Source organism: Pseudomonas sp. WS 5410 (genome assembly GCF_012985645.1).
Classification (GTDB): Bacteria; Pseudomonadota; Gammaproteobacteria; order Pseudomonadales; family Pseudomonadaceae; genus Aquipseudomonas; species Aquipseudomonas shahriarae.
On the sequence record NZ_JAAQWS010000018.1, the window covers coordinates 1 to 14629 of the forward strand.

The 14629-nt window shown below is 61.7% G+C and carries 9 protein-coding genes; 3 read left to right on the plus strand and 6 right to left on the minus strand.

The window, feature by feature from the left end:
* Positions 1–303 precede the first annotated feature (303 nt).
* Genes HBO24_RS22730 through mfd form a run of 3 tightly spaced genes read right to left on the minus strand, consistent with a single transcriptional unit; the run spans position 304 to position 7036 of the window.
* The gene (locus tag HBO24_RS22730) at positions 304–2997 is read right to left on the minus strand and encodes a DEAD/DEAH box helicase (protein WP_057960298.1); all 2694 of its coding nucleotides are present in this window, start codon (positions 2995–2997) and stop codon (positions 304–306) included.
* A gap of 9 nt (positions 2998–3006) precedes the next feature.
* The gene (locus HBO24_RS22735) at positions 3007–3576 is read right to left on the minus strand and encodes a CsiV family protein (RefSeq protein ID WP_057438527.1); all 570 of its coding nucleotides are present in this window, start codon (positions 3574–3576) and stop codon (positions 3007–3009) included.
* A 10-nt stretch (positions 3577–3586) separates the two neighbouring features.
* Entirely contained in the window at positions 3587–7036 is a 3450-nt protein-coding gene (gene mfd, locus HBO24_RS22740; protein WP_057960297.1) for a transcription-repair coupling factor, read from the minus strand.
* A gap of 338 nt (positions 7037–7374) precedes the next feature.
* Here mfd and HBO24_RS22745 point away from each other — a divergent pair, with 338 nt between their 5' ends.
* Complete coding sequence (locus HBO24_RS22745; RefSeq protein WP_115128680.1) at positions 7375–8838, plus strand: glyceraldehyde-3-phosphate dehydrogenase; 1464 nt, start codon at positions 7375–7377, stop codon at positions 8836–8838.
* Between the two features lie 176 nt (positions 8839–9014).
* Here HBO24_RS22745 and HBO24_RS22750 read toward each other — a convergent pair whose 3' ends face one another.
* Positions 9015–10313 carry an MFS transporter gene (locus HBO24_RS22750; protein ID WP_057960295.1) on the minus strand — a complete coding sequence of 433 codons (1299 nt, stop codon included), beginning with the start codon at positions 10311–10313 and terminating at the stop codon, positions 9015–9017.
* Between the two features lie 263 nt (positions 10314–10576).
* Here HBO24_RS22750 and HBO24_RS22755 point away from each other — a divergent pair, with 263 nt between their 5' ends.
* A complete protein-coding gene (locus tag HBO24_RS22755; RefSeq protein WP_170060352.1) occupies positions 10577–11590 on the plus strand; it encodes an FAD:protein FMN transferase in 1014 nt (337 codons plus the stop codon).
* 190 nt (positions 11591–11780) lie between these two features.
* A complete protein-coding gene (gene sthA / locus HBO24_RS22760; RefSeq protein ID WP_057438530.1) occupies positions 11781–13175 on the plus strand; it encodes a Si-specific NAD(P)(+) transhydrogenase in 1395 nt (464 codons plus the stop codon).
* Positions 13176–13217: 42 nt separating this feature from the next.
* On the opposite strand, the gene HBO24_RS22765 is transcribed toward sthA, so the two are convergent.
* Positions 13218–13940: a glycerophosphodiester phosphodiesterase gene (locus HBO24_RS22765; RefSeq protein WP_057438531.1), complete on the minus strand. Its 723-nt coding sequence runs from the start codon at positions 13938–13940 to the stop codon at positions 13218–13220.
* Positions 13941–13983: 43 nt separating this feature from the next.
* Positions 13984–14568: a PilZ domain-containing protein gene (locus HBO24_RS22770; protein ID WP_057438532.1), complete on the minus strand. Its 585-nt coding sequence runs from the start codon at positions 14566–14568 to the stop codon at positions 13984–13986.
* Positions 14569–14629 lie beyond the last annotated feature (61 nt).

The following is a 14629-nucleotide window of genomic DNA, read 5'->3' on the forward strand; positions in this document are numbered from 1 at the left end:
CTTGCCCGCGATGGCGGCAGCCCAGTCACTCTTTCTGGCGGCTGACCCACCGCTATCGCAGGCAAGCCAGCTCCCACATTTGATTTGTGGCGGTACCAAAAATCTCTGCCTCAGTGAGACCCCCTGTGGGAGCGGGCTTGCCCGCGATCGCGGCAGCCCAGTCACTGTTTCTGGCGGCTGACCCACCGCTATCGCAGGCAAGCCAGCTCCCACATTTGATTTGTGGCGGTAGCAAAAATCTCTGCCCCAGTGAGCCCCCCCCCCCCTGTGGGAGCGGGCTTGCCCGCGATAGCTATCTAACTATCAACGCTTCTCTAGCTTTTGGGGCAACGGCGCAAACAGCGCCTCGATATCCTCGTTGCCCAGCTTCCAGTCGCCCGTGGTGCGGCCATCCAGCACCCCCGCTGCCAGGTCTGACTTTTCTTGCTGCAGCGCCTGGATCTTCTCTTCCACGGTGCCCCGGGCAATCATCTTGTACACAAACACTGGCTTTTCCTGGCCGATGCGATACGCACGGTCAGTCGCCTGGTTTTCCGTGGCCGGGTTCCACCAGGGGTCGTAGTGGATCACGGTATCGGCCTCGGTCAGGTTAAGCCCCACGCCGCCCGCCTTGAGGCTGATCAGGAAGATCTGCAGCTTGCCACTCTGGAAGTCCTTGACCGGCGTGCGTCGGTCGCGGGTCTGGCCGGTCAGCAAGGCGTAGGCGACCCCGCGTTTTTTCAGCTCGAGCTCAATCAGGCTGAGCATCGAGGTGAACTGCGAGAACAGCAGGATCCTGCGCCCTTCGGCAAACAGCTCGTCGAGCATCTCCATCAGGCTGTCGAGCTTGCCGGAACTGCTGCCGCGTGCGGGCAGGGTGGCGTCGTTTACCAGGCGCAGATCGCAACAGACCTGGCGCAGCTTGAGCAGCGCTTCCAGAATGATGATCTGGCTGCGGGCCACGCCCTTGCGGGTGATCTCGTCGCGCACCTTCTTGTCCATGGCCAGGCGCATGGTTTCGTACACATCGCGCTGGGCTTCATTGAGATCGACCCAGTGGATGATCTCGGTCTTTGGCGGCAATTCAGTAGCCACCTGTTCCTTGGTACGGCGCAGCAGGAACGGTTTGATCCGACCGTTGAGGTGTTGCAATCGTACGTCGCTGCCGCGTTTTTCGATGGGCACGCGGTAGTCACGGTTGAAGCTTTTTACATCGCCCAACCAACCCGGCAGCAGGAAGTGGAACAGCGACCACAGCTCGCCCAGGTGGTTTTCCAGGGGTGTGCCGCTCAGGCACAGGCGCTGGCGTGCATTCAGCTCGCGGGCGGCCTGGGCGGCCTTGCTGGTGGGGTTCTTGATGTACTGGGCTTCGTCGAGGATCAGCACATGCAGTGGCTGCACGGCCAGTTGTTCGATGTCTTTGGGCAGCAGGGCGTAGGTGGTCAGCAGCAGGTCGTAATCCTGCAACTGGGCGAAGTGTTTCTTGCGCCCGGCACCGTACAGTGCCAGCACCTTGAGCTGCGGGGTGAAGTGCGCCGCTTCGTCGAGCCAGTTGGGGATCAGGCTGGTAGGCATCACCACCATGCACGGCCGGTCCAGGCGCCCGGCGATTTTTTCGCTGAGAATATGCGCCAGGGTCTGCAGGGTTTTGCCCAGGCCCATGTCATCCGCGAGAATCCCGCCCACTTCCAGTTGGCGCAGGGACTGCATCCAGCTCAGGCCTTCGAGCTGGTAGGGGCGCAACGTGGCGTTGAGGCCCTCGGGGGCGGCGCAGGTGAAGTCCTTGATGTCGCGCAGGCGCTGGGCAAAGTTGCGGATCTGCTCGCCACCTTCCCATTGCAGCGGTAGGTCTTCCAGCGGGTTGAGGCGAATCGCGTCGGCCTTGGCCAGGCGCAAGGCGGTGGTGCCAGGCTCCTGCAGGTAGAACTCACCGAGGGTCGCCAGCACCGGTTTGAGCCGGCCGTAGGGCAGGGCGACTTGCAGCGGGCCGTGGCCACCGTTGGGCAGGCCGGGGATGTTCACCAGGATCAGTTCGTCGTCGCGGCGGCGCGCGAGCTTTTCCGGGTTGAGGATTTCGGTGTGGGAGCGCATCAGGTTCAGCAGGATCGGCAGCAGGCTCAGCCGTTCGCCATTGACGATAATGCCCAACTCCAGGTCGAACCAGTCGCGCTCCGGCACTTCATCGACGCTGGCGTACCAGTCCTCGACCGGGCTCAGGTCGAAGCCGAAATCCTCGTCGATCTGCAGTTCCCAGCCGGCAGCACGCAGGCTTGGGGAGGCGTTGAGGGTGAAGTTCAGCCAGGCGCTGTCATTGACCATCTCAAACAGCTCGCCGGCGCTTTCCGGCAGGGCCTTGCTCTGGCGGGTGGCGATCTTGAAGCCCAGCAGGCGCAGGTGCTCGCGAAAGCCTTGCTCCACCTCGGGATGGCGCTTGATCCGCAGGCTCTGGGTTTCCTGGCGGACAATGATGTCGGCGTTTTTCTGGCCGCTGACATAGTTGCCCTGGTAATTGAATGACAGCGCCGCCCGGTGCTGGATATAGCGCTGCATCTTGCCGTTGCGTGGCTCAAAGGCGCTGAACTCGATGCTGGCCAGCCACAGCCGGGGAATCGGCTGCACATCCTCGAGCACCACTTGCGGCAGGACCACGCGGTTATCCAGCACGGCCTGCAGTTTCTCCAGCAGCTCGGCATCCTTGGCCGCCGCCGGGTAGGCCAGGGTTTCCTGGACCTGCAGCAGCACGGCCGCGATGTGTTTGCAATTGGTGTGCACGGGGCAGGTGCAACGGCTGTCCACCAGGATCAGGGTGCCTTTGGCCGATTCGCGCAGGGAGATGGTCTGGCGATACACATTGCCGCCCGAGCCTTCGCAACTGGCGATGATGGTGCTGTCGCCGGACTCGACAATCCTTACGCGGTTTTCCAGGGCGTAGCGCCGGCCGCGCTCCAGGCTTTGTTCCTTGAAGCGGTTGGCCCAGGACGGAGCCAGGGGTTTGGTCAGCGACGACGTCAGGGGCATGGCGCTGGATCAGTCCGCCAGGCCGGGCGGCGGCGCGCTCGGTGGCTTGGCGGTAAGGGAGGTGATCTTGATCAGCAGGGCCAGGTGGCCGGCGTCCAGGTAATTGAGCTGGTTGTTCTTGGTGCGCACGTCCGGCTGGCTCAAGTGTTCGCTGGCAATCACGCTGCCGTTGTTGTCGAACTGGTTGAGCCAGAAGCTGGCGTCAATACGGGTAAAGCGCCCCAATTGCAGGTCCAGTGTGCCCTGGATGGGGTATTGGCCAAACTGTTCCTGGCCGTCGGTGATTTTCACCTTTACCGGCTGCTCGCCCAGGTTCTGCTCCCAGGCTTTGTGCAGCAGCACCGTGTAGTCGCCATTGGCCTGGAGTTTCTCGACGATATTGTTCAGGCGCGGCGGGCTGATTTTCTCGATCCCTTGGCGTGGCGCCCCGGCGGCCCAGTCTTCCGGGGCTGGCCGGCTATTGATCAGCGGCTCTGCATTCTGGCGGATCAGGATCATTTCCACCTGGTAGAGGCTGTCGGCAAACGCCGAAGGTGCGACTACCACCAACAACAGGCTCAGGATACGAAGCAGGCGCATGGGGCGTCCTTCAAGCAGGTTTCGGGATGAGGCGCTCAAACAGCGCCTCCAATGTATTAAAGCGCTCTTCTGCACGTTCCATCGGCACCATGAACTTGAACAGCGTAGCGCCTTCGAATTTGTAGCGGTTGGGCTGGCCCTGGATCAACTTGATCAGTACCAGCGGGTCTACCGGCGTCTGCGCTTCGAACTCGATACGCCCGCCCTGCGGCCCGGCGTCGACCTTCTTGATCCCCAGTTGCTCGGCCTGCAATTTGAGCAGGGTCAGGCGCACCAGGTTCTTGGTCGGCTCCGGCAACAGGCCGAAGCGGTCGATCATCTCCACTTGCAGGTCCTTGAGACCTTCTTCGTCAGTGGCCGAGGCGATGCGCTTGTACAGGATCAGGCGTGCATGCACATCCGGCAGGTAGTCTTCGGGAATCAATGCCGGCAGACGCAGGTTGATTTCCGGCCCGCCGCCCAGGGGTTGGTCGAGGTTCGGTTGTTCGCCTTTGCGGATGGCCTTCACCGCGCGCTCAAGCATTTCCATATAGAGGGTAAAGCCCACGGCCTGGATCTGCCCGCTCTGGCCGTCGCCCAGCAGTTCGCCGGCGCCACGGATTTCCAGGTCGTTGGTGGCCAGCACAAAGCCCGCGCCCAGGTCCTGGGTGTTGGCGATGGCTTCCAGGCGCTTTTCCGCATCGCCGGTGATTTGCTGGCGCGGTGGCGTCAGCAGGTAGGCGTAGGCCTGGTGGTGACTGCGGCCGACCCGGCCACGCAACTGGTGCAGCTGCGCCAGGCCGAACTTGTCGGCGCGCTCGATGATAATGGTATTGGCGCTCGGCACGTCGATGCCGGTCTCGATAATGGTCGAGGCGATCAGCACGTTGAAGCGCTTGTGGTAGAAATCGCTCATCACCTGTTCGAGTTCGCGTTCGCGCATCTGCCCGTGGCCGATGCCGATCCGCGCTTCCGGCACCAGTTCGGCGAGGTCGGCGGCGCATTTCTCGATGGTTTTCACATCGTTGTGCAGGTAGTAGACCTGGCCGCCGCGCAGCAACTCGCGCAGCAGAGCTTCCTTGATCGTGCTGTTGTTCTGCTCCATGACGAAGGTGCGCACCGACAGGCGTCGTGCCGGCGGCGTGGCGATGATCGACAGGTCGCGCATGCCCGACACCGCCATGTTCAGCGTGCGCGGGATCGGTGTGGCGGTCAGGGTCAGGATATCGACCTCGCTGCGCAGGGCCTTGAGCTGCTCCTTCTGGCGTACGCCAAAGCGGTGCTCTTCGTCGATGATCACCAGGCCCAGGTTCTTGATCTTCACATCGTCCGACAGCAGCTTGTGGGTACCGATCACGATGTCGATCTTGCCTTCGGCCAGGTCGGCCACGGCTGCGTTGACTTCCTTGGCGGACTTGAAGCGGCTCATCACCTCTACGGTCACCGGCCAATCGGCAAAGCGGTCGCGAAAACTGTTGTAGTGCTGCTGGGCGAGCAGGGTGGTCGGCACCAGGATTGCCACCTGGCGGCCGCCATGCACCGCGATAAACGCGGCGCGCATCGCCACTTCGGTCTTGCCAAAGCCCACGTCACCGCAGACCAGGCGGTCCATGGGCTTGGGCGCGAGCATATCGGCGCGCACGGCGTCGATGGTGGTTTGCTGGTCCGGGGTTTCTTCGAAGGCGAAGCCGGCGCTGAACGTGGCGTAGTCGGCCTTCGGGTCGGCGAACGCATAGCCTTCGCGGGCCGCGCGGCGAGCATAGATGTCCAGCAGCTCGGCGGCTACGTCGCGCACCTGCTCGGCGGCCTTGCGCTTGGCCTTCTGCCAGGTCTCGGAACCCAGGCGGTGCAACGGCGCCAGGGCGTCGTCGCTGCCGGTGTAGCGCGCGATCAGGTGCAGGTTGGCCACCGGCACATAGAGCTTGGCGCCCTCGGCGTATTCCATGGTGAGGAATTCGGCGGCCTGGTTGTCGATCTCCAGGGTCTGCAGGCCCAGGTAGCGCCCCACGCCGTGGTCGATATGCACCACCGGCGCGCCTTCGCGCAGTTCGGTGAGGTTCTTGATCACCGCGTCGTTGTTGGCGTCGGCACGTTTTTCCCGGCGCCGGCGCTGCATCACGCGTTGGCCGAACAGCGGGCTCTCGGCAATCAGCGCCAGGGCCGGATCATCCAGTTGCAGGCCTTCGTTCAGCGGCGCAATGGTGATCGCCAGGCGGTCCTTGCCGGCGACAAAGTCCGGCCAGCTGTCGACGGTTTTTGGTCGCAGCTTCAGACGTTCGAGCAACTCCAGCAGCACTTCGCGGCGCCCGGCGGATTCGGCGGTAAACAGCACGCGGCCGGGGAAGTCGCCGAGGAAGTCGGACAACGCTTGCAGCGGCTGGCTGGCCTTGGCTTCGATGGCCAGGTTGGGCAGGGTTTGGGCGGGGAAGCGTTCGCGGCCGACGCCGGCTTCCACATCCTGTTGGCTGGCGACCACCCGTGGCCAGTTCTTCAGGCGGGCGAAGCAGTCCTCTACCGGCAGGAACAGCTCGGCAGGCGGCAATAAAGGCCGGGATGGATCGACGCGGCGTTCTTCATAACGGTTGCGCACGTCGTTCCAGAAGTTTTCCGCCGCCTGTTCGATGCCCGGCAGCGAGAACACCTGAGTGTCCTGGGGCAGGTAATCGAACAGGGTCGAGGTTTCGTCGAAGAACAGCGGCAAGTAGTACTCGATACCGGCGGGGGTAATCCCGCTGCTCAAGTCCTGGAAGATCGGGCAACGGCGGAAATCCACGTCAAAGCGTTCGCGAAAGCGCGCCTTGAAGCGCGTGACGGCGTCTTTTTGCAGGGGGAATTCCCTGGCCGGCAGCAGCTTGATCGACTGTACTTTGTCGATGGAGCGCTGGTTTTCCGGGTCGAAGGTGCGCAGGGTCTCGATTTCGTCGTCGAACAGGTCGATGCGGTAGGGCAGTTTGCTGCCCATCGGGAACAGGTCGATCAACGCGCCACGCACGGCGAACTCGCCATGCTCGTACACCGTATCGACGCAGCGGTAGCCGCTGGCTTCCAGGCGCGTGCGCATCTGTTCCACGTCGAGTTTCTGGCCGATATCCAGCACCAGGCTGCTGCCCAGCAGGAACTTGGTCGGCGCCAGGCGGTGCAGGGCCGTGGTGATCGGCACCACCAGTACGCCGTGGGCCAGTTCCGGCAAGCGGTACAGGCTGGCGATGCGCTGGGAGATGATGTCCTGGTGCGGCGAGAACAAGTCGTAGGGCAGGGTTTCCCAGTCCGGGAAATGCAGCACCGGCAAATCGGGGGCAAAGAAACTCAGCTCCTGCTCCAACCGTTCGGCGCTTTGGCTGTCGGCGGTCAATAGCAGGGTAAAGCGCTTGGCTGCACTGGCAGCCTCGGCAATGGCCAGGCTCAGGGCGGCACCGGGCAGATTGCCCCAATGCTGTTTACCTGCCTCGGCAGGGAGTAGCGGTAGACGCAGGACGGGCACGGACGTTTGAGCTCCAGCGTTGCGACAAAGTCGGTAATTGTAACGGCCCGGAGTGCCGCCTGTCAGTTGCTGACTGTGCCTATTACGGTTTGTAGGAAATGTAGTGGCTAAGACAAACAATGCGCGGTTTTGACTCAAAATGTAGTGCCAAAATGCACGTATGTTTCGGAGGGTTACGGACAAGTGGCCCGAGGCTTTCACCAGGGGGGGCGCTGGAAGCCGCGTATTTACTGGCCTGTAGCGCGGCGAAAATTATGTGCAAGGGCTTTTGTTGCGTGGCGCGCATTGCTCCGGGGGCGGTCGGGCGGCATAATGTAGCCCCTTTTTTCAGCCCCTACATGTGGAAGGTTCCCGTGACTCAGAAGCCCGACCAGTGTCTTGGTGAATGGATCGACCGTGAAGCACTCGCAGAAGCGATGATCCCGCTTATCGGTCAGCTGTACCGCAATAACAATGTGGTGAGCTCGATCTATGGCCGCAGCCTGATCAACCAATCAGTCATCGCGATTCTCAAGGCTCATCGCTTTGCTCGCCATCGTTCTTCGGACGATAGCGAACTCTCCGTCCACGAAACATTCCCTCTGCTTAAAGCCATGAGCGAGCTCAAGCTCGGCGCGGCTTCGGTGGACCTGGGCAAGTTGGCGTTCAAATTCCGCGCTCAAGGCAATGGCCGCAGCGCCGAGCAGTTCGTGCGTGAAGAACTGGCCGACGTGGTTGGCCAGCAAAACGCCGCATCCCGTAAAGGCACTGACGTGGTGCTGTACGGCTTCGGTCGTATCGGCCGTCTGCTGGCACGCATCCTGATCGAAAAAACCGGCGGTGGCGACGGCCTGCGCCTGCGGGCCATTGTCGTGCGCAAAGGCGCCGAAAATGACCTGACCAAGCGCGCCAGCCTCTTGCGTCGCGACTCGGTACACGGTTCGTTCAATGGCACCATCACCATCGACGAAGAAAACAACACCATCACCGCCAACGGTAACCTGATCCAGGTGATCTACGCGAAGAACCCGACCGAGGTGGATTACACCCAGTACGGCATCCAGAACGCCTTGCTGGTGGACAACACCGGCGTATGGCGTGATGCCGACGGCCTGGGCCAGCACCTGGCCTGCCCGGGTATCGACCGCGTTGTGCTGACTGCGCCTGGCAAGGGCAAGCTGAAGAACATCGTTCACGGCATCAACCACAACGAAATCACCGCTGACGACAAGATCGTGTCCGCCGCTTCCTGCACCACCAACGCCATCGTGCCGGTGCTCAAGGCTGTGAATGACAAGTTCGGCATCATCAACGGTCACGTCGAAACCGTTCACTCGTACACCAACGACCAGAACCTGATCGACAACTTCCACAAGGGCGATCGCCGTGGCCGTAGCGCCGCGCTGAACATGGTGATCACCGAGACCGGTGCTGCCACCGCTGCTGCCAAGGCCCTGCCTGAGCTGGCCGGCAAGCTGACCGGTAACGCGATCCGTGTACCCACGCCGAACGTGTCGATGGCCATTCTCAACCTCAACCTTGAGAAAGCCGCCACCCGCGAAGAGATGAACGAGTACCTGCGCTACATGGCGCTGCACTCCGATCTGCATAAGCAAATCGACTTCGTCAATTCCCAGGAAGTGGTGTCCACCGACTTCGTTGGCTCGCGCCACGCCGGTGTGGTCGATGCTGAAGCGACCATCACCCAGGATAACCGCGTTGTACTGTACGTCTGGTACGACAACGAGTTCGGTTACAGCTGCCAGGTGGTGCGCGTGATGGAAGACATGGCTGGGGTCAACCCGCCAGCGTTTCCGCGCTAAGCGTTAGCGGTAAATGAAAAAGCCCCGACTGGTTCGGGGCTTTTTTGTGGCTGGGGGTTTGTGTGGGGTTTGAAGGCCTCATCGCGGGCAAGCCCGCTCCCACAGTTTGATTTGCGAATACATTCAAATGTGTGGGCGGGCTTGTCGGGCCGCCGCATCGCCGCGATAGCGATCTATCAGGCCCCACCGACTACCGAAGCCTGCGCAGTGCGCAGTTCGTGCCGATTCCCCTTGAACAGCACCAGGGTCGCCACTAGCCCCAGCACCGCCGCCCCACTGAGCCAGATCCCCGGCGCTGCCTTGTTATCCAGTACATGGATCAGGTAAGTACAGGCGGCCGGGGTAAAGCCGCCAAAGGTTGCGGTCGCCAGGCTGTAGGCCAATGAAAAGCCTGTGGTGCGTACTTCCACTGGCATGATTTCGGTCAGCGCGACGACCATGGCGCCGTTGTACGAGCCATACAGAAACGACAGCCATAACTCGACGAGCAGCAGGTGGCTGAAGCTCGGATTGGCCACCAGCCATGACAGGGCCGGGTATGCCGTGAGGATTGCCAGAATAGTCGCCCCCAGCAGCAAGGGTTTGCGACCCACCTTGTCGGATACCGCGCCCATCACGGGCAACCAAAAGAAGTTCGACAGGCCGATGCACACGGTGACCAGCAACGCATCCAGGTCCGACAGGTGCAGTTCGGCCTTGCCGAAGGTCGGTGTGTAGGCGGTGATCAGGTAGAACGACACGGTCGTCATCACCACCAGCGCCATGCCTGCCAGGACGATGCCGAAATTCTGGCCGATGGAGCGGATGATTTCCTGCAGGGTAGGGCGATGTTTACGTGCCTGGAATTCCGGGGTTTCCTCCAGGGAGCGGCGAATCACGAAGATCACCGGCACGATCAGGCAGCCGATCAGGAACGGCACGCGCCAGCCCCACTCACCCATCTCCTCGGGGCTCAGCCAGTGGTTCAGGCCCACGCCCAGCAGGCCGGCGAAGACCACGGCGGCTTGTTGGCTGGCGGACTGCCAACTGACGAAGAAACCTTTACGTCCCGGCGTGGCGATCTCCGCCAGGTACACCGAGACCCCGCCCAGTTCGACACCTGCCGAGAAGCCTTGCAGCAATCGGCCAAACAGCACGATCAGCGGCGCGGCTACCCCGAGGGTGGCGTAGCCGGGCACGCAGGCGATCAGCACGGTGCCGGCGGCCATCATGGCCAGGGTGATCACCAGGCCTTTTTTACGGCCATGGCGGTCGATGTAGGCACCGAGGAAAATTGCCCCCAGCGGACGCATCAGGAACCCGGCACCGAAGGTCGCCAGGGACAACATCAGGGACGCAAAGGCGCTGTCGGCAGGGAAGAAGGTCTTGGCAATGGCCGTGGCGTAGAAACCGTAGACCATGAAGTCGAACATTTCGAGAAAGTTACCGCTGACAACGCGAAAGATCGCCTTGCCTTTGCCCGTGGTGTTGGACATGTCATTTACTCAACTGGCTATCTTGTTGGAAATCCCTGGTCGTCGTTCTTCCTTGCTGCAAGGTCTGGGCGCTGGCTGGCGCCCAAGAGTTTTGTAACCATATGTGTATCCGTGTGGGCGAGCAACAAAAACCGTTAGCAAGCTGGCTATTTGTCATGAAGCAACCCGCGTCAGGCGACGACATGCCGCATAATGGCCAGCCCCGAAAATTTGCTTGAGTGCGGCTTCATTGGGTTTTCAGCAGCGATAAGGTTGTGTGGCTTATGGGCGGTTTGCGATGCGCGATGGTGGGCGCTGTGTTGGCGATCTTGACGGGCTGCGGCGGCGATGAGCCCCTGGAGGCGTTTGGCGGCCCGACCATGGGCAGCACTTATTCAATCAAATATGTCCGTACCCCCGGTACGCCGGCGGCCAATGATGTGCAGCCTCAGGTCGAGCGCATCCTTGCCGAGGTCGACCGACAGCTGTCGACCTATCGCAGCGATTCCGATATCGAGCGCTTCAATGACTTGCCGGCCAACCGCTGCCAGCCGATGCCCGAGTCGATCCTGCAGTTGGTACGCACGGGCGAGCAGCTGTCCCAGGCCAGTGGCGGCGCTTTTGACCTGACCGTCGAGCCACTGCTCAACCTGTGGGGCTTCGGGCCCCAGGCGCGACAGGTAAAAGTCCCGGATCCCATGACGCTGGCCTTGGCGCGCCAGCGCGTCGGTCATCAGCACTTGCGCATCGACGGTCACCAGCTGTGCAAGGACGCGGCGGTGCAAGTGGACTTCAACAGCATCGCCGCCGGCTACACGGTGGACCGGATCGCCGAGCGGCTAGGGCGGTTGGGCATTCACCGGTACCTGGTCGAAGTGACTGGCGAGCTCAAGGCCGCCGGGCGCAAACCCGATGGCACGCCCTGGCGTGTGGCCCTGGAGGAGCCCCGCGATGACCAGCAGGTGGCTGAGCGTGTGATCGTGGTGGACGGCTTCGGCGTGTCTACTTCAGGTGACTATCGCAATTATTTCCAGCAGGATGGTCGCCGCTATTCCCACACCCTCGATGCCCGTAGCGGGGCGCCGATCACCCATCACCTGGCGTCGGTCACGGTACTGGAGCCTTCGGCGCTTATGGCGGACGGCTTGTCGACCTTGCTCCTGGTACTGGGGCCCGACGAGGGCTGGGACTATGCAGAAAAACAGCGGATCGCGGCATTTTTTGTGATGCGTGAGGGGGATGCTTTCGTCACACGCAGCAACAAAGCGTTCGAACAACTGACGGCGGTCAAGCCGTAATCAATACTGTGTAGTAAAGGCAAAACTGGCCTACGACGCGACCAAGGGTTAATGTGCGCGGCGTTGAGCCTTATATAGACTGTGCCCCGGCTCACACACCTGAGCCTATTTGATCCTTCATGACCGCTGGCCGCGGCATGATTTAGCCAGGCGCCCAACCGTGCGTCCTGGCCTGTTCTGAGGAGTACGCATGGCTGTCTACAACTACGACGTGGTGGTACTGGGTTCCGGCCCAGCTGGAGAAGGTGCGGCGATGAACGCCGCCAAAGCAGGACGCAAGGTGGCGATGGTCGATAGCCGTCGTCAGGTCGGCGGTAACTGCACCCACCTGGGCACCATCCCGTCCAAGGCCTTGCGTCACTCGGTGCGCCAGATCATGCAGTTCAACACCAACCCGATGTTCCGGGCCATTGGTGAGCCGCGCTGGTTCTCGTTCCCGGATGTACTGAAAAGCGCCGAGAAAGTCATTTCCAAACAAGTCGCCTCGCGTACCGGCTACTACGCCCGTAACCGCGTCGACCTGTTCTTCGGCACCGGCAGCTTCGCCGACGAGCAAACCGTCGAAGTGGTCTGCGCCAATGGCGTGGTCGAGAAGCTGGTGGCCAAGCACATCATCATCGCCACCGGTTCGCGTCCGTATCGCCCGGCCGATATCGACTTCCACCACCCGCGTATCTACGATAGCGACACGATCCTCAGCCTGGGCCACACCCCGCGCAAACTGATCATCTACGGCGCCGGCGTGATCGGCTGTGAATACGCCTCGATCTTCAGCGGCCTGGGTGTGCTGGTGGAGCTGGTGGACAACCGCGACCAGTTGCTGAGCTTCCTCGACTCGGAAATTTCCCAGGCGTTGAGCTATCACTTCAGCAACAACAACATCACCGTGCGCCACAACGAGGAATACGACCGCGTTGAAGGCCTGGACAACGGTGTGATCCTGCACCTCAAGTCCGGCAAGAAGATCAAGGCCGATGCCTTGCTCTGGTGCAACGGCCGTACGGGCAACACCGACAAGCTGGGCATGGAAAACATCGGGGTCAAGGTCAACAGCCGTGGCCAGATCGAGGTGGATGAGAACTACCGCACCTGCGTCACCAATATCTATGGTGCCGGCGATGTGATCGGCTGGCCGAGCCTGGCCAGTGCCGCCCACGACCAGGGCCGTTCGGCGGCTGGCAGCATTGTCGACAATGGCAGCTGGCGCTATGTCAACGATGTGCCGACCGGGATCTACACCATTCCCGAGATCAGCTCCATCGGCAAGAACGAGCACGAGCTGACCAAGGCCAAGGTGCCTTACGAAGTGGGCAAGGCGTTCTTCAAGAGCATGGCGCGTGCGCAGATCGCCGGCGAGCCGCAAGGCATGCTGAAGATCCTGTTCCACCGCGAGACCCTGGAAGTGCTTGGCGTGCATTGCTTCGGCTACCAGGCCTCGGAGATCGTGCACATCGGCCAGGCGATCATGAGCCAGCCGGGTGATCTCAATACCCTTAAGTATTTTGTGAACACCACGTTCAACTACCCGACCATGGCTGAAGCCTATCGGGTAGCGGCCTACGACGGCCTCAACCGGCTTTTTTGAGCGGCTCCGGCCGGTGGCCTGAGCCGGCCGGGGAGACCGATTTCAGTAATTCCCGAGAGTGGCAGTGGCCAAACCGGGAAAGTCTGTAATCAGGCTATCTACGCCGAAGTCGGCGAGCCTGCGCATCAGCGCGGGTTCGTTGACTGTCCACACGGACACGTGCAAGCCCTGGCGCTGGGCTTTTTCCAGTCGCTCGGGAGTGCACAACGTCCAGTTCAACGCCAAATACTCACAGCCATAGTTCTGCGCGACCTTCAGCGGGTCGAGCCAGGCGTATTCGGCCACCAGTCCACGGGACAGGTCCGGCGTCAGCTCCAGGGCGGCTTTCAACACTTCCCGCGAGCTTGAAGTCACGGTGACCTTGTCCAGCAGGCCAAAGCGCTGGGCCATTTCCCGGATCGCCAGTACGGTGGTCGCGGCGCGGGTGCGCGAGGCGCTTTTGACTTCCAGTTGCCAGTGGTCGAAGTCGCACTGCTCAAACAGTTCTTCCAGGCGCGGGATCGGGCAAGGGGTGACCCAGCCTGGGCCGCCTTTGCGTGCGTCCATCTTCACCAGGTCGGCGGCGACGTATTCCACCACCTTGCCGCGTCGGTCTGCGGTGCGCTTCAAGGTCGGGTCGTGGATCACCATCAACTCGCCGTCCATGGACAGGTGCAAGTCCAGTTCGCAACGGCGCACGCCGTGCTTGAGGCATTGCTGGAAGCTGGTCAGGGTGTTTTCCGGTGCTTCGCCTTTAGCGCCGCGGTGGCCATAAATCAGGGTCACAGTTGCTCCTTTTCGCCAGGTGTCTGGCTGGATAAATACGAAATCAGGTGTCTTGGCCGTCGCTTTGTTCCCGGGCCAGGCGCCGTTCCTGGGCCTGTTTTTGCAAAATATAGCGAGCCAGCAACTGGCGCTGGGCGTCAGTCATGGATTCGAATTCGGTACCGATGTCAAAACTGTCGCCCTTGGGATCGCAATGGGTGACCTTGGCCCGCAGCAGCAGGCCCAGCGCCTGGGGCATCAGCACCAGCTTGACCGCCAGGTGGCTGCCGGGCGTGAGCACCGTGGGGTGTTGGAAGTCGATGCCACCTTCGGAAATGATCACCGGCTGCGGCGCGCCGATCTCGCCCAGCAGGCTTTGCGCCATGACCTGGCTGAGCAAATCCATGCGTTTGTTCTGCACTTTGAGGAAGGCGGCGAGGGTGCGGTCGCGCTCGCCGAGCTGGCGCAGCAGGTGTTGGGACTCGAATTCGCTCAGGTGCAGTTCACTGAGCAGGTTGAACAGCGGGGAATCATCCAGCAACACTTCCTTGCTCGCCGCTTGCGGGGCCGACAGGCTTTTGATTTGGAGTGCGATCATGTCGTCGATACGGTAGTATTCGCGGCGATCTTCTTCATCTAATGTCGTCATGGCGAACCCCAGGTAACGGTAATGGTCTGAGTGTAAAGCTGCTTACCAGACCCCGCCACCG